Below are 20,483 nucleotides of genomic sequence, written 5' to 3'. Positions count from 1 at the left end.
AGCGTAGCCCTTATGCCTGAACGGTATTCATCAGACCCGCCATTTCGTCTTTCACCGACTGAACCTGCGGACCAATGACCACCTGCAAATTATGCTGATTCAACTGAACCACCCCAATGGCGCGGTTGTCCTTGAGCGCCTGGACGTTCACAAGCGACATATCCTTCACCGACAGACGCAGGCGGGTAATGCAGTTATCGAGGCTGACGATATTATCGGCACCGCCCAGCGCCGCCAGAATGGCTGGCACATTATAGCCCGATTTACCCGGCGCGCCGGCAACGGCTTTTTCTATCGTGCTGGCGATGTCACTGTCGCGACCCGGCGTTTTCAGATTAAAGCGGGTGATGGCGAAGCGGAAAATGACGTAGTACACCGCGAACCAGATAGCGGCTACCACTGGCACCAGATACCACTTGGTCGACAGACCGTGCAGAATACCAAACACGACAAAATCGATAATATTGCCGTCAGTGTTGCCGATGGTCACGCCCAGCACCGACATAATGGTGAAACCCAGACCCGTCAGTAACGCGTGAATCACATACAGTACCGGCGCAACGAACAGGAATAAAAATTCCAGCGGCTCTGTGGTGCCGCCCACGACGCACGCGATCAGGCCAGAAATCAACAGTCCTTTAATTTTATGGCGATTTTCAGGCCGGGCGCAGTGATACATCGCTAATGCAGCTCCCGGTAAGCCACCGAGGAACGCGGGCATTTTACCCTGTGAGAGAAAGCGGGTTGCGCTTTCAGAGAACCCCTGTGTGGTAGGGCAGCTCAACTGCGCCTGGAAGATAGTCAGGGCGCCGCTCACCGTATGGCCGCACACTTCCTGGGTACCGCCTGCGTCGGTAAAGCGAATCAGCGCAACCAGAATGTGATGCAAACCAAACGGTAACAGCAGACGTTCGCCGGTACCAAACAACATGGGGCCAAAGTCGCCCGCGCTGTTAATCATATGACCGAGTCCGCTGATGCCCATCGCAAATACCGGCCAAACCAGTGGAATGACCAGACCCACCAGGCCCATAACCACGGAAGAGATAATCGGCACAAAGCGGGTCCCGCCGAAGAATGCCAGCGCATCCGGCAGACGAATATTGTGAAAACGTTCGTGCAGCATCCAGACGATAATACCGGCGATGACCGCGCCGAGGATCCCGGTGTCGATGGACGGGATCCCGAGGATATTCTGGATGTTATTGGCTTTCAGCACCGCCGGGTCGGTGGCGGGCAGAATGCCTTTTGCGGTTAGCCAGAAGTTAACCGCAAGGTTCATCACCGCATAGCCGACAAAGCCGGCGAACGCGGCGACGCCTTTGTTTTCGCGCGCCAGACCTAAAGGAATCGCGATGCAGAACATGACCGGCAGGAAGCTAAAGGCGAATGAGCCGACTTTACTCATCCAGGTGAAGATCGCCTGCAGGACCGGATTGCCCAGCGCCGGAAGCAGGGTAAGCACATCGTGGCTGCTTAACGAACTGCCGATGCCCAGCATAATGCCGCAAAACGACAGTAAAGCGACGGGCAGCATGAAGGTTTTGCCCAACTGCTGGAAAAATTCCCATAACGTGATTTTGGGTGCTGTTTTTGCCGTCATCTAACGACTCCTTGTGAAAATCCATCGGTAACGGGTAAATTTGAGCGGAAAGATAAAACGTTTTACCTTATTTTAGTGCGGCGCAAATCACATTATCGAAGGATAATAGGGCGTATAAATATAAGTGATTGATAAAACGTTTTATCTGTCACGTTAGCAGGGGAGTTTGTTGTTTCCATGGCTATAGCCAAAAAAATCACTATCCACGATGTGGCGCTGGCGGCGGGGGTGTCGGTCAGTACGGTTTCGCTGGTGCTCAGCGGTAAAGGACGTATTTCAACCGCCACCGGCGAGCGCGTCAATGCGGCGATCGAAGAACTGGGCTTTGTGCGCAACCGTCAGGCTTCCGCGCTGCGGGGAGGACAGAGCGGCGTTGTTGGGCTGATCGTTCGTGATTTATCCGCCCGGTTTTACGCGGAGCTCACCGCGGGCTTGACCGAAGCGCTGGAGTCGCAGGGACGGATGGTCTTTCTGCTGCATGGCGGACATGACGGCGAACAGCTGGAACAGCGTTTTACGATGTTACTGAATCAGGGTGTCGATGGGGTGATCATCGCCGGCGCTGCGGGGAGCAGTGAGACGCTACGCGTGATGGCGGAAGAAAAGGGCATTCCCGTGGTGTTTGCCTCCCGCGCCAGCTATCCCGACGACGTGGATACCGTGCGCCCCGACAACATGCAGGCGGCACAGTTGCTGACGGAGCATCTCATCCGCCACGGCCATCAGCGTATTGCCTGGTTAGGCGGGCAAAGCTCCTCTTTGACCCGGGCCGAACGCGTGGGCGGCTACTGCGCCACGCTGTTGAAATATGGTCTGCCGTTTCACAGTGACTGGGTGCTGGAGTGCGCCACCAGCCAAAAACAGGCGGCTGAGGCCATCACCACGTTGCTACGACGAAATCCGACCATCAGCGCTGTGGTCTGTTATAACGAAGTGATCGCCATGGGCGCGTGGTTTGGCCTGATGCGCGCCGGACGCCAGAGCGGCGAGGTCGGCGTCGATCGTTACTTTGAACAGCAGATTTCACTGGGGGCGTTTGCCGACGTTCCGGAAAACGCGCTGGATGATTTGCCTATTGTCTGGGCCACAACGCCGGCGCGCGAAATGGGGTATACCCTGGCGGAACGCATACTGCAACGCATCGGCCATGATGACGGACACACCCGTAACCAGACGTTATCGGCGCGGCTGGTGATACAAAAATAAACCCCTCAGACGAGGGGTTCAGAGGGGGCCTTACGGCTGCGGCTGCGTCGGTGCGTCTGGCACCGGCAATGACGCCATCCCGAACAAGCCGACAAATTCTTCCAGCGGCATTTTATTCCCGTTCAGCGTCACCTGGCCGTTAGCGTACTGCAGGCTGCTGCCAATGGTGTTGTCTTCCTGGGTGGTCACGCGGAACATCTGCCCCATGGCTGACAGACCTTTGACCTGCTGCGTAGCCAGTTTTTCCGCCTGCTCCTGCTGGTAACCTTCCAGTTTGGCAATCTGCGTCATGAACTCAACGGCCATATCCATGGGGATGGCTAATTTGCCGTCAAGTGACTTAACCGAACGGTCGACTTCATCGGCCAGCGTCTTCGGCTCGCCCTGCGCGGTTGCCGGGTCTTTCAGGAACAGGGACAGGTTGAAGGTGGTTTCACCTTTTGCGTTTTTCCAGCTCAGCGGCGCGACCGTCACCACCGGTTCACCTTTCATCAGCAGCGGCAGGGCGCTGAAGAACGCCTCGGTCACTTTTTGCTGATAGAGTTCCGGGTTATCTGCGATATCCGGCTGTGTCAACAGCGCCTGGGTTTGCGCATTATACTGCTGGCTAAACTGATGCCATGCTTCGCCGTCTATCTGGCCCACTTTCAGCGTCAGCTTACCGCTACCCAGATCCTGATTCTGCACTTTCAGGCTGTTAAGCGAATAATCCAGCTGGCTGTTAATGGTTTTGCCGTCGTTGACCAGATCGGTTTTGCCGTTAATTTCCATACCTTCGAGCAGCGCCATCTCTTTGCCTTCTACAGAGATCGCCATTTTATCGAGGGTCAGTTTCTGATCGCCAACGCGCTCGCCGAAGCTCGCGAGGCTGCTGGAACCTTCGGTCCTAAGATTGTTAAAGGTGAACTGAACCTTCTGACCATATTCGTTTACTGCGTTCACCAGACCACTCTGCGCTTCACCGGAAAGCGACACCTCTTTGCCTTCTTTGTCGGCGTTGAAGATGAACTCGCCGCCGCTAAAGGCAACTTTATCGGTCTCATTCTCGTAATTCAGCGGCTTCACCGCCATCACCGAACGCGTATCGCCGCTGTAGCTTATACGGGAGTTGATCTCAAAGGGGGCTTCACCTTTGGCGAGATCAAACAGCGGCTTGCTGACCTCGTTATTTTGCAGGGTGGTTTTCACCGAGGCCATTGACGGGATGAGATTCAGGGTTTTTAACTGCGCGAAGGGGAAAGGACCATGATCGACAGACTCATTGAAAACCACGCTCTGGCCCGCTTTCAGCCACGGATTTTCTTTGCCGGCAACCGGCTTAAGCACCAGTTGCAGCTGGCTGCTGAACACGCCGCGCTGATAGTTTTGATAGCCAAGTTCCACATTCGCCTGCGGCGCGCTGCGCTTAATTTGCTCATTGGCCTGACTGACCATCTCAGAAAGATGGGTTTCCAGCTTCTTACCTGTGTACCATGCACCGCCCGTCCAGACGATACCGAGTGCGACGATGACACTCGCAGCTACCAGCGATTTTTTCATATTGTTTATCCATAAAATGAAACCAGGCAGCCCGGGCCGCCTGGAGAACGCAAAGACCTCTTACTAGCTTAGCAAGAGTTGTTAAAAAATTCAGTAAGTTGCTAGAACTTGTTGTAGACCCGCGCTAAACGGCCCACGCCACTGGCCATGATCGGCGACTCCGCAGCGCTGATGAACGCAGACTCGCCGGGCGTCAACACCAGACGCTGCTCGCCTTTGCTGAGCACAGCTTCGCCTTCCACGCAGAACAGAATCGCCGCGCTTTGCTGCGCGACGGGCGTTTCCTGCGCGGACAGGTCGTGCAACGAGAAGGCGAAATCATCTACCGGAATCGGGAAGTCCAGTTCCGCACCGTTTTTCTCCGGCGTTGTTAACAACTGGTTGGCTGGCTTAGCGTCGAATCTGACGTTGGCGACCAGTTCCGGAATATCGATATATTTTGGCGTCAGTCCGGCGCGCAAAACGTTATCGGAATTGGCCATCACTTCCAGCGCCACACCCTGCAGATAGGCATGCGGCGTTTCAGCGAACAGGAACATGGCTTCTCCCGGATTCAGTTTCACCACGTTTAACAGCAGTGGCGAAAACAGGCCGCTGTCATCCGGGTAAAACTCGGCGATAAGACGAATCGTCTGCCACGGTTCGCCTTGCTGATTTTCCAGGGCGGCTTTCAGAATCGCCAGCGCGCGGGATTTTTCTTCCCCCTGCATATTCAGCAGACCGGCGAACAGTTCACTCAGCCGTTCAGCATTGGGGTTTTCCAGAAAATGCGCAATAGCGGTGTGAGCGCCAGCGACCGGTTGCAGCAGGGAGACGATCTCAGAGAACTCGCGAAATGCGTTCATCGCCAGGAACGGCGTCAGGGCAAAAACCAGCTCTGGCTTATGGTTCGGATCCTTGTAGTTGCGCTCGGCGGCATCCAGCGGGATCCCGGCGGCATTTTCCCGGGCAAAGCCTGTCTCAGAATTACGTTTGTTCGGATGTACCTGAATGGACAGCGGTTGTGCGGCGCAAAGGACTTTAAACAGGAAGGGCAGCTCTCCAAAACGCTCAGCAACCGCATTGCCCAGCAGGGTGGATTTATGCTTTTCGATAACGTCACGTAGCGACACGGTTTGGCCGTTAGCATCAACCACCTGAGAGCTGCTTTTTGGGTGCGCGCCCATCCACAGCTCCGCCATCGGCTGCTGCTGCGGGTTAGCCATGCCGTAAAGCTCCGTCAGCGCCGTTTTACTGCCCCACGCATAGTTCTGCACCGAGTTGATAAGTTTTTGCATTTCAATGCCCTGTTTCAATTTTAAAATGAGGTGGAAATGAATGCGGTTATTAAACCAAGAAACCCGCGGGATGTAACCTGTGCACGCAAAAAGTCGTACTTGTCTCAGTTTTTGTTAAAAAAATGTGTAGGATAGTGTAACTCGCTTTTAACGAGGGCAAAGGAACATCTGCCCTGAAGCCTAAGATAATCAGACCGAGCAGTAAGTGAGAGATCAATGTCAAACAAACCCTTCTTCTATCAGGATCCTTTTCCCCTTAAAAAGGATGATACCGAATACTATCTGCTGACCAGTGAACACGTTTCCGTGGCCGAATTTGAAGGACAAGAGATCCTGAAAGTCGCGCCACAGGCGCTCACGCTGTTGGCGCGCCAGGCCTTCCACGACGCCTCGTTCATGCTGCGCCCGGCGCATCAGCAGCAGGTCGCCGATATTCTGCTTGACCCACAAGCCAGCGAAAACGACAAGTACGTTGCGCTGCAGTTTCTGCGTAACTCCGACATCGCCGCGAAAGGCATTTTGCCGACCTGCCAGGACACCGGTACAGCGATTATTGTCGGCAAAAAAGGGCAACGCGTGTGGACTGGCGGCGGCGATGAGGCTGCGCTGGCGCGCGGGGTGTATAACACCTATATCGAAGATAACCTGCGCTACTCGCAGAATGCCGCGCTGGACATGTATAAAGAAGTGAATACCGGCACCAACCTGCCAGCGCAGATTGACCTTTATAGCGTGGATGGCGATGAGTATAAATTTCTCTGTATCGCCAAGGGCGGGGGATCGGCGAATAAAACGTATCTGTATCAGGAAACCAAAGCGCTGCTGACCCCGGGGAAACTGAAAAATTATCTGGTCGATAAAATGCGCACGCTGGGCACCGCGGCCTGCCCGCCATACCACATCGCGTTTGTTATTGGCGGCACGTCTGCCGAAGCAAACCTGAAAACCGTCAAACTGGCCTCTGCGAAATATTATGACGCGCTGCCAACGGAAGGAAATGAACACGGTCAGGCTTTCCGCGACGTTGAGCTGGAAAAAGAGCTGCTGGTGGAAGCGCAAAATCTGGGGCTGGGCGCGCAGTTCGGGGGCAAATATTTCGCTCATGATATCCGGGTGATTCGTCTGCCGCGTCACGGGGCGTCCTGTCCGGTGGGGATGGGGGTTTCCTGTTCCGCGGACCGTAACATCAAGGCGAAGATTAACCGCGATGGGATCTGGATCGAAAAGCTGGAGCATAATCCGGGTAAATATATTCCCGAGGCGCTGCGCAAAGCAGGCGAAGGGGAAGCGGTGCGCGTTGACCTGAACCGCCCGATGAAAGATATACTGGCGCAACTGTCGCAGTACCCGGTTTCCACGCGTCTGTCTCTGAACGGAACCATTATTGTGGGGCGTGATATCGCCCATGCCAAACTGAAAGAGCGTCTGGATCGGGGCGAAGGCCTGCCGCAGTATGTGAAAGATCATCCCATCTATTACGCCGGTCCGGCGAAAACGCCGGAAGGGTACGCATCGGGCTCGCTCGGCCCAACTACCGCAGGTCGGATGGATTCTTACGTCGATCAGCTTCAGGCCGCTGGCGGCAGCATGATAATGCTGGCGAAGGGGAACCGCAGCCAGCAGGTCACCGATGCCTGTCACAAGCACGGCGGTTTCTACCTCGGCAGTATTGGCGGCCCGGCGGCGGTGCTGGCACAGGGCAGCATCAAGAGCCTCGAATGTGTGGAATACCCGGAACTGGGCATGGAAGCGATCTGGAAGATCGAAGTGGAAGATTTCCCGGCCTTTATCCTGGTGGATGATAAAGGAAATGACTTTTTCCAGCAGATTCAGACGTCGCAGTGCGCACGCTGCGTGAAATAACGTCAGCCGCCCTACGGGGCGGTTTTTTTTCGCACGAACCACCAAACGACGGTTACGTCATCGTTAATACTCATAAGACCGCAAGCAAGTGGGCAATGTCGAACATAACCTCATCAACGCATTAAGTAAGGAGAAGGTAATGGTAACGGTACGCCGCGAGAAAGATTCGATGGGTGCAATTGATGTCCCGGCAGATAAACTGTGGGGCGCGCAAACCCAACGTTCACTGGAGCATTTTCGTATTTCGACCGAAAAAATGCCCGTCGCGCTGATCCACGCGCTGGCGCTCACTAAGCGTGCAGCGGCAAAGGTTAACGAGGATTTAGGGCTGCTCTCGCCGGAGAAGGCCTCTGCCATTATGCAGGCCGCCGACGAAGTGCTGGCAGACAAACATGCCGATGAGTTTCCGCTGGCTATCTGGCAGACCGGTTCCGGTACGCAAAGTAATATGAATATGAATGAAGTACTGGCGAACCGGGCAAGCGAGCTGTTGGGCGGGGTGCGCGGAATGGATCGCAAAGTGCATCCCAATGATGACGTCAACAAGAGCCAAAGCTCAAATGACGTTTTCCCGACGGCCATGCATGTGGCTGCGCTGCTGGCGTTACGTAAGCAACTTATTCCGCAACTGACGATATTAACTCAGACCCTGCGCGAGAAATCCCACGCCTTCGCCGACATAGTCAAAATTGGTCGTACCCACCTACAGGACGCCACGCCGCTGACGCTCGGTCAGGAAATCTCCGGCTGGGTGGCAATGCTTGAGCATAACCATAAACACCTGGAGGCCAGCCTGTCGCACGTGGCGGAACTGGCGCTTGGCGGCACCGCCGTTGGTACAGGTCTGAATACCCATCCTGAATATGCGCGTCGCGTGGCCGATGAACTGGCGGTGATAACCCAGGCGCCGTTTGTTACCGCACCCAATAAGTTTGAAGCGCTTGCCACCTGTGATGCGCTGGTACACGCTCACGGCGCGCTGAAAGGGCTGGCGGCCTCACTGATGAAAATCGCCAATGATGTGCGCTGGCTGGCTTCCGGTCCGCGCTGCGGCATTGGTGAAATCGCTATCCCGGAAAACGAACCGGGCAGTTCGATCATGCCGGGCAAGGTTAACCCGACACAATGTGAAGCGTTGACGATGCTGTGCTGCCAGGTGATGGGCAACGATGTGGCAATCAACATGGGAGGGGCGTCGGGAAACTTCGAACTCAACGTTTATCGCCCGATGGTGATTCATAATTTCCTGCAATCTGTGCGTCTGCTGGCCGACGGCATGGAAAGCTTTAACGCCCATTGCGCGACAGGGATTGAACCGAACCGCGAGCGCATCAACCAGTTGCTTAACGAGTCGCTGATGCTGGTCACCGCGCTGAATACCCACATCGGTTATGATAAAGCGGCAGAGATCGCCAAAAAAGCGCACAAAGAGGGGCTGACGCTGAAAGCCGCCGCTCTGGCGCTGGGCCACCTCAGTGAAGAGGAGTTTGATCGCTGGGTGCGGCCAGAGCAGATGGTCGGCAGCATGAAGCCGGGCCGTTAATCCGCCACGTACAGGTGCAGCCGGGGAATCATCAACCGTAGCGGCTGCGCCTGGGGTTTAAAACGGTGCTGAACGTTATCGGCATCGTAATTCAGCAGTTCGCCGATGTCTGGCACACCCGCGCCGTTATCCGTGCTGATTAACGCAATCAGCGGGGTCGGGCAGGCGTGTTGCACCTGCTTCTGTTTCCCTTTATACCAGACCCTGGCGATGGGCTGGACCTTGACCGGACGCTTAATTTTCAATTTCGCCCGCTGCGGTAGCGCGGCGATATCCTGGTATTCTCGCTCCAGCTTTGCCTGCCACTCCTCGCGGGTCCAGGGATGTACGCTACGTGGGGTGTTGAGGCTTTTTTCAAGCTGGGCCAGTACCTCGTCGCGGGTGAGATTCTTGATGATATGTTTATTCGCCCAGCCGAAGCGCAGCGTCGCCGGATCGTTAATCACCGTCAACGCGCGGTAGGCATTGAGCGTGATCAACCCGGGTAAATGACGATGCACCCATTCAAATCGCGCTGCAGAGGGTAAGCCTGACTCCACGGTAACGATATATTCGAAGGTGGTTTTCAACTGGTTTATCTGTTCAACCTGACGCTGTAACGCCTGCTGACTGGCGTTATCCACCCGAAAGCAGATCACGCCGGGCAGACGAACCGCCGCTTTGCTGCTGCGCTTCTCCGACTGCTGCTGAATGAACAGGTGGCGATAATGCGCTAACGCCAGCGACAGCGCTTCTTTACCCAGATGCTGTTTGACCGCAATGGTCTCCAGCGGGTTATGCTCATCTTCTTTACTGATCTCCGGCAGGGAAAAAACGCGGGCAATCGTCAGGGGTTGCTGGCTGAGCGCTTCCGTCAGCGCCGCGAGCGCCTGCTCCATCTGACGAAACGTGCTGTTCAGTCGGTCGACAAGATCGTAGCGTGCCATGATCGATTCTCATTAGTTACAACATACTTTTTTATAGCACAACTTTTCGTCGGCGGCTACAGTGCGGTCGTCGTCAGGCAAGGGATTCTTGCGCGATGGGGGACCGGAGAGGCCAGCTAAAACGAAATTGCGCGCCGCCAAGGTGGCTCACGCCGCAGCTCACCGTCCCCCCCATCGCAATAGCGATGGAGTGGACAATGGCGAGCCCAAGACCGCATCCACCGGTGGCGCGATCGCGGCTGGGGTCCAGGCGCACAAAAGGTTCGAACACCTTTTGCCGGGCATCGGGCGCGATGCCTGGGCCGTCATCCTCGACAATCAACGTCGCGAGGTGTCCGTCCCGCAGCAGGCTAATTTCAACGGTCGTTTTGCAGTAACGCAGTGCGTTGTTGAGTAAGTTATCCAGAACGCGCTCCAGCAGACGCATATCCAGTGCGCCGTAGTGCCCGCGAACGACCTGTGAGAGGGTTAGCGTGCGTTCCGGAGTGACGCTCTGTACGTCTTCAATGTGGGACGTGATCCACGCCGGGAGGTCCGGTTCGCTAAGGTGCAGTTCATTTTGCGGCCTGTCGAGACGGGCATAAGTTAATAGCTCCTCGATCAGCGACTCAAGCTGCCCGATGTCACGATTAAGCGCCAGCGACTCCTGGTGGCTGAGGTTTTCGCTCATCTCCAGCCGATAGCGAAGACGCACCAACGGCGTGCGCAGTTCATGGGCAATACCGTCAATCAGCTGTTTTTTACTGGCGATCAGCGCAGTGATGTTGTCAGCCATCTGGTTAAAAGCAATGCCCAGCCGCTCAAAGCTGGAACCGCTGTTGAAATTCAGTCGCTCGCCCAGATGACCTTTACCGAAACGCTGAGCCGCAGCTTCAAGTCGCAGCATGTCCTGCCAGTGAGGACGCATCCAGATAAACACCGGCAGGGCGAGTGAAATGGCGATGATCGCCATCAGCGCGATGTCCAGCAGGCGCATCTGATGCAGGTAGTAGAGATAGGGCACCGGACCGACGGCCAGAACGTAGTGGCTGCGCGGAATACGCTGAATAAAGGTGTACTGATCGTCCAGCGCAATAATGTCGCCGCTGCGAAGGCGCTCCATTGAGGACGCGTCCAGCCGGAAGTGGGTCAGCGGTTCAACGCGTAAGTCGAAGGAGAGATTGAGATCCATCTGTTTGATGGTCTTACCCCAGTCACGGGGCGGGATCTCCCGCAGTTCGCTGCGCATCAGGTACAGTGAGCTTTTCATCAAATCATCCAGCGACTGCCTTCCGGCGCGCTCGGCGGTGAATTTGTAGACCAGGCCAACCAGCAGGGTCATCACCAGAAAGCAGACAAACAGCAGGAGATAAAACTGCACAAAGAGTTTTTTCATTCCATTCTCCACTCAGTATGCGGTTTCATCATCCCAGGCATGGGGCGCAAACAAGTAACCTTTGTTTCGCACGGTTTTTATGCGATAGGGTTCCGTGGCGTTATCACGCAACTTTTTACGCAGACGTGAAATTGCGACGTCCACGCTACGATCCAGTCCGTCGTAGCTGACTCCGCGCAAATTTTTCAGCAGCGCGTCGCGATCCATAATCTGTCCGGCATGGGTCGCCAGTTCCCATAACAGTTCGAAATCGGCGGTGGAAAGGGAGACCTGTTCGCCGCCCAGCGACACTGAACGGTTAATCGGATCGACGCTCAGCGAGCCAAAGCGTAAAGGGTTGTACGGCGTCGCGCCGCCGCTCTGAATGCCTTTCGCCAGAGTGGCGTGTTCGCTTTGACGTAAATGCAGGCGCAGGCGGGCGAGTAGCACGGCAGGGGGCGTCGTTTTCAGTATGTAGTCGCAGGCGCCCATTTCCAGCGCAAGGATGTGATTCATATCGCTGTCGAGAGAGGTAAGCAGCACAATCGGTCCCTGCCAGCGCCCCTGAATATCACGACATAACGTCATACCGTCTTTGCCGGGAAGCATGATGTCCAGCAGGACCAGATCGGGCTGCACTTCCAGAATACGCGCTTCTGCCTTATCACCGCGCGGCTCAACCACTACGTCAAAATCGTGTTTTGCCAGATAAGCTGCGATGAGCGCGCCAACCTCAGGATCGTCTTCGACAAATACAATTGTGTTCATGCCATTATTGCCAGACTAAAAACGCCAACATACACCGCGGCGCCGCCGCCTTCCATTAATCTTTCCTAAACGGAAGCGCTTCCGTTATGCTAACAGCCGATGTTATTGATGTGTTAAGGCAAGGCAATGGGACTCGTAATAAAAGCCGCTCTCGGCGCGCTGGTAGTGGTGGTGATCGGCTTACTGGCAAAAACGAAAAATTATTATATTGCAGGGTTAATTCCGCTATTCCCCACTTTCGCGTTGATCGCGCATTACATCGTCGCCAGCGAGCGCGGTATCGAAGCGTTAAGAACCACCATCATATTCAGTATGTGGTCGATCATTCCCTATTTCGTGTATCTTCTGTCGCTCTGGTATTTCACCGGGGTGATGAAGCTACCGATGGCGCTCGGCGGGGCGGTTATTTGCTGGTGCCTGAGTGCCTGGCTGCTGATTTTTTGCTGGGTCAGGCTGCACTAACGCAAATGGCGGCCGCCGTCGACGGCGAAACTGCGGCCAGTCACGAAGCAACTGGTCAGCAGATAATCGATTAAATCGATCACCTCTTTTTCACCTGGCGCCGTTTTCATTAACGATTTATTCAGCGCCTGCTGTCGGTATTCCACGTCGTCGCCCTCATTAAATAAAATGAGCGAGGGGGCGATAGCGTTCACTTTTACTTCCGGAGCCAGTTTGCGGGCAAAGGAGCGGGTCATGTTGTCCAGCGCGGCTTTACTGGCGGCATAGGCGATATGTTTATCGCTGCCGCGCTCCACCACGTAATCGGTGAAATGAATAATGTCGCTGGCGGCATGACCGTGACCGCGCAGCATGCCTTCAAGAGCGTGGTTGAGCAGATAGGGCGCATTGACGTGGATCTGTAGCATGCATGCCAGCACGTCGGTCAGGGGCGTACCGGGTTTTTCCGCCATCCATGCGCTGGCGTTATGCACGATTGCCCGTAACCCAGGGGCGCTTTCTTTCACGTTGTCAGCAAAAGCTAACACGCCTTCATTGGTGGAAAAATCGGCCTGAATACAGAGTGCGCCCGCTTTCGCCAGTCCGTCAATCGCCGGATAAGGGGTACGATAGCTGACGATTACCGGCTGTTGCTGATGAATAAAATGCCAGGCGATGGCCAGTCCAATGCGGCGTCCGCCCCCGGTGATCAGAATCGGCAAAGGGTGTTTGTTTCCCATCGAAAGCTCCTTATGCGCCTGCAAGCCAGGCAATTCGCGTTAAACGATGGGATGACAATTACCCCACCAACAGCCAGGTCGCCGGAACCGCGGCAACCAGCAGCAGTCCAATCAAAATCAGTTCCTGACGATTCAGAACAGTATCATGTGTATGCGTTTTACGCGCGTACAGGAACACCAACAGACCCGGCGCATACAGAACCACGGAAAGCAGCAGGTGCATCGGGCCCGACGCATACAATAACCATAAGCCATAAATGCAGGCTCCGACACCCACGGCCTGGTGCAGGGGACGCGTTGCGATTTTCAGCAGGAACGCGCCAACCAGAAAATAGGGCACCAGAATCATTTCTGATGCAATGGTCAGCAGGGTGTTGTAGTCGGAACCTGTGAGCCAGATCAGCACCAGACACACCTGAACGCAGATGTTAGTCAGCCACAGCGACGCCGACGGCGCGCCCTGGGCATTCTGGCGCGCGAAAATACGTGGAAACGCTTTATGGGTCGAGGCCAGGAACGGCACTTCGGCGGCCATAATCGTCCAGCTGAGGTACGCGCCGCAGACAGAAACAATCAACCCGGCGGCAATAATAATTTCGCCCCACGGTCCCATCATCTGCACCATCAGACCCGCCATCGACGGGTTACGCATTTCGGCCAGATCTGGTCGCGCAACCACGCCCAGCGAGAGCAGGGTGACCAGCAGATAAACGCTAAGCGCAGCAAGTACCGCCAGTAGCGTGGCGCGACCGACGTCCTGTTTGTTGCGGGCGCGGGCTGACACCACCACCGCGCCTTCTACGCCGATAAAGACCCAGAGGGTAATCAACATGGTGTTCTTCACCTGTTCCCAGACAGGAACGCCCAGCGCTATGCCGGTGAAGTCGAGGTTAAACGTATCCAGACGGAACGCCATTATCGCCAACACGACGAATAACCCCAGCGGCAACAGCTTGGCAAGCGTCGCTACCAGGTTGATGCTCGCGGCGGTCTGTACTCCGCGCAGCACCAGAAAATGGACCACCCACAGCAGAACCGAGGCGCCGACGATCGACTGCCAGGTATTGCCATCGCCAAACAGGCGAAGTGCGGGGGTGTCAGTGAAGAAACTGAGCGCTGAAAACACGATAACAAGATAAGAAACGTTCGCGATAACGGCGCAAAGCCAGTAACCCCAGGCGGAGCAAAAACCGATCAGCTCACCGAAGCCTTCGCGGGCATAGGTGAAGATGCCGCCATCCAGGTCGGGACGGATACGGGTCAGAATCAGCATGGCGAACGCCAGCAGTAAAATACCCGCGCCGGTTATAGCCCAGCCAATCAGCAGAGCTGACGGGCTGGCAACAGCGGCCATGTTTTGCGGCAGACTGAACACACCAGCGCCAAGCATCGAGCTTAAAACCAGCGCAGTGAGCGCGCTCAGTCCCAGTTTTTTTTCCATGATTATCCAGTTTCAAAGGAACGGTGGAGAATAATTATTATGGCAAAACGCATAAAAATGGTGAAAGCCACTAAGGCGCGGGATTTTACGGAGAGAAGGGGCTGTATGCAATGTTCGCGGAAAGATTTGTGACTGATTGTGCGAAAAGTCGGCCTGATGGTGTTAATCACTCTTGCCCGGCAGCGCTTTCGCGTACCGGGCCTGTAGGAACTTACTTATACAGATCGGCGCTGATGGTCATATTATTACCACGTTCCTGCCACTGGCGGGTGATGTGATAATACTTGGCGCCTTTCTTCGCCGCACGCTTCGCGACCTGATAAGAGACTTCCGTCATGTTGCTGTAGTTACCGGTGAACTTGATGCTGTCAAACGGCACCATCATTGCCGCAGTGGCCTTGTTCAGTTCTTCGACTTTGGTACCATCCGAAAGTGTGACGGTGTAACGTCCACCTTTGGTTGACTGGGTTTCAAAGAAGCGGCCTACTTCCGCGCTCGGCGATGCGGTGGTGGCTACGCCCGGGATCTCAACGTTCTTCGCGGCGGCGCCGCCTGCGGCCAGCGCTGCGCGTCCAGCATCAGAATCGGCCGGGATGGCGTCCGGGCTCTGAACGATACGTTTTTTCGCATCTTCTTTATAAATAAACGCGGTAATACGCTGGTTGCCGCCCTGGTTCGCATCAACCTGACGCACGATATAGAAGGAGTAGGCGCCTTTTTCTTTCGCCGCTTTGGTTATGGCGTCATTCACTTCCGGCTGGCTGCGGTAGAAGCCCTGGACCGTTACGGTATCGTACGGTTCCAGCAGAACAGCCTGAGCTTTCGGTAACTCCACTACACCGTTAATTACGCGATTTTTGCTGTCTTCCGCTTTTTCCGCGTCGGCTTTGTAAAGGTCGGCCACAACGCGCCAGTTGCCGCTGTTACCAAAATCGGAGGTGTCTACCACATAAAAAGAGGCGGCGCCTTCTTTATCCGCGCGGCGATTGACGGCTTTGACCGCATCGCCAATCGCGTTAAAACGGCCCGTGACGACAACGCGGTCATAAGGTTTCAGTGCAGCCGCTTGCTCCGGCGTCAGTTCCGTTGCTGCGTTCGCAGAAAAAGCCGTCGCAGAGAGCAGTGCGGACGCCAGGAGAGTGTTCTTAAGCTTCATAAAAATAATCCTTCGCCTTGCGCAAACCAGGTACTGGTATTGTTATTGACTAGAAACGTGGCTGATTATTGCATTTAAACCTGGTGAATGTCTGCGTCATTTTTCAATCAACATAACGAATGCGGTCACAAGGCCGATAACAAAATGTGATATGTCGAAAAAATGGGCGCTTCGCGGCCTAAACTAATGAACAGACAGAATTTCATAAGTTAATTTAATGTTAATTAATTGATCTGCAATGGCGCTAAATCATGTTTTGCCGCTTCGCTTGAGCGAATTATGGGCGTTTGGCAAGGATTTGAAGGTCATTATCCCGGTCAGAGGGCTGAATCGTTCATATTTTGCAGATTACCTAACAAATACTGATTTTTGGCGCTAGATCACAGGCGCTATTTTCAGTACGTTATATGGAGTTTGTTACTGTTTTATTGAGCCGGGGTAAGACTTTACCTCCCGCGTGAAATTGCGTGCGCAACTTCACGATCACTGACAAACCATCATCAAAAATAACGATGGAAGGGAACATTATGCGAATTGGCATACCAAGAGAACGGTTTACCAATGAAACCCGAGTCGCAGCCACGCCGAAGACGGTGGAACAGCTGCTGAAGCTGGGTTTCACCGTCGCGGTAGAGAGCGGCGCGGGTGGACTGGCAAGTTTTGACGATAAGGCTTTTGCTGACGCGGGCGCTGACATTGTGGATAGCAGCGCAGTCTGGCAATCCGAGGTGATTCTGAAGGTCAACGCGCCGCAGGACGATGAAATTGCGTTACTCAACCCGGGCACCATGCTGGTGAGCTTTATCTGGCCGGCGCAAAATCCGGAGTTAATGCAGAAGCTTGCCGAGCGTAATGTGACGGTCATGGCGATGGATTCGGTGCCGCGCATTTCACGCGCCCAGTCGCTTGATGCGTTAAGCTCGATGGCGAACATTGCGGGTTATCGCGCGATCGTTGAGGCGGCCCACGAGTTTGGTCGTTTCTTTACTGGTCAGATTACGGCCGCAGGGAAAGTCCCGCCGGCCAAAGTGATGGTGATCGGCGCCGGGGTGGCGGGGCTGGCCGCGATTGGCGCGGCGAACAGCCTGGGGGCGATTGTCCGCGCTTTCGATACCCGTCCGGAAGTGAAAGAACAGGTCCAGAGTATGGGCGCGGAATTCCTCGAGCTGGATTTTAAAGAGGAAGCGGGCAGCGGCGACGGCTATGCCAAAGTGATGTCCGAAGCGTTTATTAAAGCCGAAATGGCGCTGTTCGCCGCGCAGGCGAAAGAGGTGGACATCATTGTTACCACCGCGCTGATCCCCGGCAAACCCGCGCCGAAGCTGATCACCCGTGAAATGGTTGATTCAATGAAGGCGGGCAGCGTGATAGTGGATCTCGCGGCGCAAAATGGCGGCAATTGCGAGTACACCGTTGCAAATGAGGTGGTCACCACCCCGAATGGCGTGAAGATTATTGGCTACACCGACCTGCCAGGGCGTCTGCCGACGCAGTCCTCTCAGCTGTACGGCACCAACCTGGTTAACCTGCTGAAGCTGCTTTGCAAGGAAAAAGACGGCACGATCAATGTCGATTTCGACGACGTTGTGGTGCGCGGCGTGACGGTCGTGCGTGACGGGGAAATTACCTGGCCTGCGCCGCCGATTCAGGTTTCCGCTCAACCTAAAGCCGCGGTCAAAGCCGCACCGGAAGTGAAAGAGCCGGAGAAACCGGCGTCGCCGTGGCGTAAATATGCGCTGATGGCGCTGGCGATTATTCTGTTCGGTTGGCTGGCTGATGTCGCGCCAAAAGAGTTCCTCGGTCACTTTACCGTATTCGCGCTCTCCTGTGTGGTGGGTTACTACGTCGTGTGGAATGTCTCCCACGCGCTGCATACTCCGCTCATGTCCGTGACCAACGCTATTTCCGGGATCATCGTGGTGGGCGCGCTGTTGCAAATTGGCCAGGGCGGCTGGGTGAGCTTCCTCAGCTTTATCGCGGTGCTGATTGCCAGCATTAATATTTTCGGTGGCTTCACCGTGACTCAGCGCATGCTGAAAATGTTCCGGAAAAACTAAGGGGTAACACATGTCTGGAGGATTAGTTACAGCTGCATACATTGTTGCCGCGATCCTGTTTATTTTCAGCCTGGCGGGGCTTTCAAAACATGAAACGTCCCAACAGGGAAATAACTTCGGTATCGCCGGGATGGCGATTGCGCTGATTGCCACTATCTTCGGCCCCGATACCGGCAACGTCGCCTGGATCCTGGTGGCGATGATCATCGGTGGCGCGATTGGTATTCGTCTGGCGAAGAAAGTCGAAATGACCGAAATGCCCGAGCTGGTGGCGATTCTGCATAGCTTTGTTGGCCTGGCTGCGGTGCTGGTCGGCTTTAACAGTTATCTGTATCACGAAGCGGGCCTGGATCCGGTTCTGGTGAACATCCATTTGACGGAGGTGTTCCTGGGTATCTTTATCGGCGCGGTGACATTTACCGGGTCCGTTGTCGCGTTTGGTAAGCTGCGCGGGAAGATCTCTTCTAAACCGCTGATGCTGCCGAACCGGCATAAAATGAACCTCGCGGCGCTGGTCGTGTCTTTCCTGTTACTGCTCGTTTTTGTCCGTACCGAGAGCGTCGGTTTGCAGGTGCTGGCGCTGCTGGTGATGACCATCATCGCCCTGGCGTTTGGCTGGCATCTGGTGGCCTCCATCGGCGGCGCGGATATGCCGGTCGTCGTTTCAATGCTGAACTCCTATTCGGGCTGGGCGGCGGCGGCGGCGGGCTTCATGCTGAGCAACGATCTGCTGATTGTGACCGGGGCGCTGGTTGGTTCTTCCGGTGCGATACTGTCATATATTATGTGTAAGGCGATGAACCGTTCGTTCATTAGCGTCATTGCAGGCGGTTTCGGCACCGATGGTTCGTCATCTGGTGGCGACGAAGAAGTCGGCGAGCACCGTGAGATCAGCGCGGAAGACACCGCAGAAATGCTGAAAAACTCGCACACCGTGATCATCACCCCCGGCTACGGTATGGCGGTGGCGCAGGCGCAATATCCAGTGGCGGAAATCACTGAGAAGCTGCGGGCACGCGGCATCAAGGTCCGTTTCGGTATCCATCCGGTCGCCGGACGTTTGCCTGGCCATATGAACGTTCTGCTGGCCGAAGCCAAAGTGCCTTATGACATCGTGCTGGAAATGGATGAAATCAACGATGATTTCTCCGATACCGACACCGTGTTGGTGATTGGCGCTAACGACACCGTCAACCCGGCGGCGCAGGACGATCCGGGCAGCCCAATTGCCGGCATGCCGGTACTGGAAGTCTGGAAAGCGCAGAACGTTATCGTCTTTAAACGCTCAATGAACACCGGTTATGCAGGCGTACAGAATCCGCTGTTCTTCAAAGAGAACACCCATATGTTGTTTGGCGATGCCAAAGCCAGCGTGGATGCGATTCTGAAAGCGCTTTAAGATATGGGGCGCCTGATGCCACTGTGTTTATCAGGCCCACCGATCTCCTGACGGCCTCTGCGGAGGCCGTTTTCTTTTACTGGTTTACGCTTTATTCACATCGCTAAGCAGAATGGCGATGCTTTGTCCGGCAACGGTTTGTTCAAGGGCAATCTTCACGATAATCGTCAGCGGCACTGAAAGCAGCATGCCTACCGGGCCCAAAAGCCAGCCCCAGAAAATCAACGACAGAAATACCACCAGCGTCGATAGACCAAGTCCCCGACCCATAATGCGGGGTTCCAGAATGTTACCAAACACGAGGTTAATCATCAGATACCCCGCCAGTACGACCAGCGCGTCGTACAGACCGCCAAACACCAATACCTGCGCGATTGGCGGGATCGCTGCCAGCACGGAACCGATATTGGGAATATAGTTTAGCGCAAACGCCAGCAGTCCCCAGACGAACGCGAAACGCACCTCAAGCGCTGCCAGCATTGCCCACACCACTAAGCCAGTGACGATGCTGATGGCGGTTTTAAGCACAAGATAATGCGACACGCTGTCAATCGCGCGCTGTATTGCCGCCATGCCTTCCACCGGGCGGGTCATTATCTGCTGGAATTTTGTGGGCAGTTGCGGAACCTCCAGCAGCATAAATACCACCGTCAGCAGAAGCAGAAAAATCGACGACATGGCATTGGACAACTGCGCCAGCAGATTGGTCACCAGCGTCATCGCCGCATTCGGATCGATATACTTCACCAGTTCATCAACGGAAACGCCAATGCCTAAACGAACCAGCCAGGGTTCGAGATTTTTTAGCGGAACGACCAGCGAGGAACGATACTGCGGCAATGTGCGCGCCAGTTCGTTTAATGAGGTTCCAAGATAAGCCAGTAGCAGCACCATCGCCATCACGATGATTAACACCAGTATTGAAATGGCCATCACGCGCGGAACGCGCAGTTTTACCATCCGCTGAACCAGCGGATTGAGTACCACAGCAAGAAATATCGCCAGAATAAACGGGACGATAATATCCGCCGCGAAGCGAATGCCGGTAAGAATGATCACCAGCATGCCGAGCATAATAACGATCTTTAAACCGTTCAGCGTAATGATTGGCTTAGCCATGCGTTTTCCTGAAATTTTTGTCTTGCCGGATATAATAATGTGATTTCTGTC

The 20,483-nt window shown here is 55.0% G+C and carries 16 protein-coding genes; 6 read left to right on the top strand and 10 right to left on the bottom strand.

Annotated elements, in window-relative coordinates; genetic code table 11:
* Positions 1-10: 10 nt before the first annotated feature.
* Positions 11-1,603, bottom strand: a complete 1,593-nt coding sequence (malX, locus tag JY391_RS11670) for a PTS maltose transporter subunit IICB (RefSeq protein ID WP_042282825.1) — start codon at positions 1,601-1,603, stop codon at positions 11-13.
* Positions 1,604-1,780: 177 nt separating this feature from the next.
* On the opposite strand from malX, the gene JY391_RS11665 reads away from it, so the two are divergent.
* Positions 1,781-2,809, top strand: coding sequence for a Mal regulon transcriptional regulator MalI (locus JY391_RS11665; RefSeq protein ID WP_181821378.1), 1,029 nt, complete (start codon positions 1,781-1,783; stop codon positions 2,807-2,809).
* Positions 2,810-2,839: 30 nt separating this feature from the next.
* On the opposite strand, the gene JY391_RS11660 is transcribed toward JY391_RS11665, so the two are convergent.
* Positions 2,840-4,348 (bottom strand): YdgA family protein, encoded by a 1,509-nt coding sequence (locus JY391_RS11660; protein ID WP_211934344.1) that lies wholly within the window; start codon positions 4,346-4,348, stop codon positions 2,840-2,842.
* A gap of 101 nt (positions 4,349-4,449) precedes the next feature.
* Complete coding sequence (manA, locus tag JY391_RS11655) at positions 4,450-5,625, bottom strand: mannose-6-phosphate isomerase (RefSeq protein WP_211934343.1); 1,176 nt, start codon at positions 5,623-5,625, stop codon at positions 4,450-4,452.
* Between the two features lie 216 nt (positions 5,626-5,841).
* Between manA and fumB the strand changes: the two genes are divergently transcribed.
* Together fumB and fumC are read left to right on the top strand one after the other, a co-directional pair.
* Positions 5,842-7,488 (top strand): class I fumarate hydratase, encoded by a 1,647-nt coding sequence (gene fumB / locus JY391_RS11650; RefSeq protein WP_181821375.1) that lies wholly within the window; start codon positions 5,842-5,844, stop codon positions 7,486-7,488.
* Positions 7,489-7,627: 139 nt separating this feature from the next.
* Positions 7,628-9,031: a class II fumarate hydratase gene (gene fumC / locus JY391_RS11645; protein ID WP_200033164.1), complete on the top strand. Its 1,404-nt coding sequence runs from the start codon at positions 7,628-7,630 to the stop codon at positions 9,029-9,031.
* On the opposite strand, the gene tus is transcribed toward fumC, so the two are convergent.
* The 3 genes from tus to rstA form a co-directional block, all read right to left on the bottom strand.
* Positions 9,028-9,957 (bottom strand): DNA replication terminus site-binding protein, encoded by a 930-nt coding sequence (gene tus, locus JY391_RS11640; RefSeq protein WP_199957305.1) that lies wholly within the window; start codon positions 9,955-9,957, stop codon positions 9,028-9,030. The two genes, fumC and tus, sit on opposite strands and share 4 nt — an antisense overlap.
* A gap of 73 nt (positions 9,958-10,030) precedes the next feature.
* A complete protein-coding gene (gene rstB / locus JY391_RS11635; protein WP_211934342.1) occupies positions 10,031-11,332 on the bottom strand; it encodes a two-component system sensor histidine kinase RstB in 1,302 nt (433 codons plus the stop codon).
* Positions 11,333-11,344: 12 nt separating this feature from the next.
* Positions 11,345-12,079, bottom strand: coding sequence for a two-component system response regulator RstA (gene rstA, locus JY391_RS11630; RefSeq protein ID WP_211934341.1), 735 nt, complete (start codon positions 12,077-12,079; stop codon positions 11,345-11,347).
* 126 nt (positions 12,080-12,205) lie between these two features.
* Between rstA and JY391_RS11625 the strand changes: the two genes are divergently transcribed.
* Positions 12,206-12,541, top strand: coding sequence for a GlpM family protein (locus JY391_RS11625; RefSeq protein WP_060569721.1), 336 nt, complete (start codon positions 12,206-12,208; stop codon positions 12,539-12,541).
* Here JY391_RS11625 and folM read toward each other — a convergent pair.
* From folM to ydgH, 3 genes are all read right to left on the bottom strand, one after another.
* Positions 12,538-13,260: a dihydromonapterin reductase gene (gene folM / locus JY391_RS11620; protein WP_211934340.1), complete on the bottom strand. Its 723-nt coding sequence runs from the start codon at positions 13,258-13,260 to the stop codon at positions 12,538-12,540. The genes JY391_RS11625 and folM overlap by 4 nt on opposite strands.
* 58 nt (positions 13,261-13,318) lie before the next feature.
* A complete protein-coding gene (locus tag JY391_RS11615) occupies positions 13,319-14,701 on the bottom strand; it encodes an amino acid permease (RefSeq protein ID WP_042282848.1) in 1,383 nt (460 codons plus the stop codon).
* A 211-nt stretch (positions 14,702-14,912) separates the two neighbouring features.
* The gene (ydgH, locus tag JY391_RS11610) at positions 14,913-15,857 is read right to left on the bottom strand and encodes a DUF1471 family protein YdgH (protein ID WP_042282850.1); all 945 of its coding nucleotides are present in this window, start codon (positions 15,855-15,857) and stop codon (positions 14,913-14,915) included.
* A gap of 527 nt (positions 15,858-16,384) precedes the next feature.
* Here ydgH and pntA point away from each other — a divergent pair.
* Complete coding sequence (gene pntA, locus JY391_RS11605) at positions 16,385-17,914, top strand: Re/Si-specific NAD(P)(+) transhydrogenase subunit alpha (RefSeq protein ID WP_211934339.1); 1,530 nt, start codon at positions 16,385-16,387, stop codon at positions 17,912-17,914.
* A 10-nt stretch (positions 17,915-17,924) separates the two neighbouring features.
* Positions 17,925-19,313 carry a Re/Si-specific NAD(P)(+) transhydrogenase subunit beta gene (pntB, locus tag JY391_RS11600; RefSeq protein ID WP_042282855.1) on the top strand — a complete coding sequence of 463 codons (1,389 nt, stop codon included), beginning with the start codon at positions 17,925-17,927 and terminating at the stop codon, positions 19,311-19,313.
* Positions 19,314-19,397: 84 nt separating this feature from the next.
* On the opposite strand, the gene JY391_RS11595 is transcribed toward pntB, so the two are convergent.
* Positions 19,398-20,432 carry an AI-2E family transporter gene (locus tag JY391_RS11595; RefSeq protein ID WP_181823221.1) on the bottom strand — a complete coding sequence of 345 codons (1,035 nt, stop codon included), beginning with the start codon at positions 20,430-20,432 and terminating at the stop codon, positions 19,398-19,400.
* Between the last annotated feature and the right edge of the window lie 51 nt (positions 20,433-20,483).

It is taken from the genome of Citrobacter sedlakii, from assembly GCF_018128425.1.
Lineage (GTDB): Bacteria > Pseudomonadota > Gammaproteobacteria > Enterobacterales > Enterobacteriaceae > Citrobacter_A > Citrobacter_A sedlakii.
The sequence above is the reverse complement of the archived record's forward strand: the minus strand, read 5'-3'. Positions and strand labels throughout refer to the sequence as shown.

Coding starts and splice junctions, on each gene's coding strand:
- malX (WP_042282825.1), bottom strand. CDS start 1,603: ATGACGGCAAAAACAGCACCCAAAATCACGTTATGGGAATTTTTCCAG.
- JY391_RS11665 (WP_181821378.1), top strand. CDS start 1,781: ATGGCTATAGCCAAAAAAATCACTATCCACGATGTGGCGCTGGCGGCG.
- JY391_RS11660 (WP_211934344.1), bottom strand. CDS start 4,348: ATGAAAAAATCGCTGGTAGCTGCGAGTGTCATCGTCGCACTCGGTATC.
- manA (WP_211934343.1), bottom strand. CDS start 5,625: ATGCAAAAACTTATCAACTCGGTGCAGAACTATGCGTGGGGCAGTAAA.
- fumB (WP_181821375.1), top strand. CDS start 5,842: ATGTCAAACAAACCCTTCTTCTATCAGGATCCTTTTCCCCTTAAAAAG.
- fumC (WP_200033164.1), top strand. CDS start 7,628: ATGGTAACGGTACGCCGCGAGAAAGATTCGATGGGTGCAATTGATGTC.
- tus (WP_199957305.1), bottom strand. CDS start 9,957: ATGGCACGCTACGATCTTGTCGACCGACTGAACAGCACGTTTCGTCAG.
- rstB (WP_211934342.1), bottom strand. CDS start 11,332: ATGAAAAAACTCTTTGTGCAGTTTTATCTCCTGCTGTTTGTCTGCTTT.
- rstA (WP_211934341.1), bottom strand. CDS start 12,079: ATGAACACAATTGTATTTGTCGAAGACGATCCTGAGGTTGGCGCGCTC.
- JY391_RS11625 (WP_060569721.1), top strand. CDS start 12,206: ATGGGACTCGTAATAAAAGCCGCTCTCGGCGCGCTGGTAGTGGTGGTG.
- folM (WP_211934340.1), bottom strand. CDS start 13,260: ATGGGAAACAAACACCCTTTGCCGATTCTGATCACCGGGGGCGGACGC.
- JY391_RS11615 (WP_042282848.1), bottom strand. CDS start 14,701: ATGGAAAAAAAACTGGGACTGAGCGCGCTCACTGCGCTGGTTTTAAGC.
- ydgH (WP_042282850.1), bottom strand. CDS start 15,857: ATGAAGCTTAAGAACACTCTCCTGGCGTCCGCACTGCTCTCTGCGACG.
- pntA (WP_211934339.1), top strand. CDS start 16,385: ATGCGAATTGGCATACCAAGAGAACGGTTTACCAATGAAACCCGAGTC.
- pntB (WP_042282855.1), top strand. CDS start 17,925: ATGTCTGGAGGATTAGTTACAGCTGCATACATTGTTGCCGCGATCCTG.
- JY391_RS11595 (WP_181823221.1), bottom strand. CDS start 20,432: ATGGCTAAGCCAATCATTACGCTGAACGGTTTAAAGATCGTTATTATG.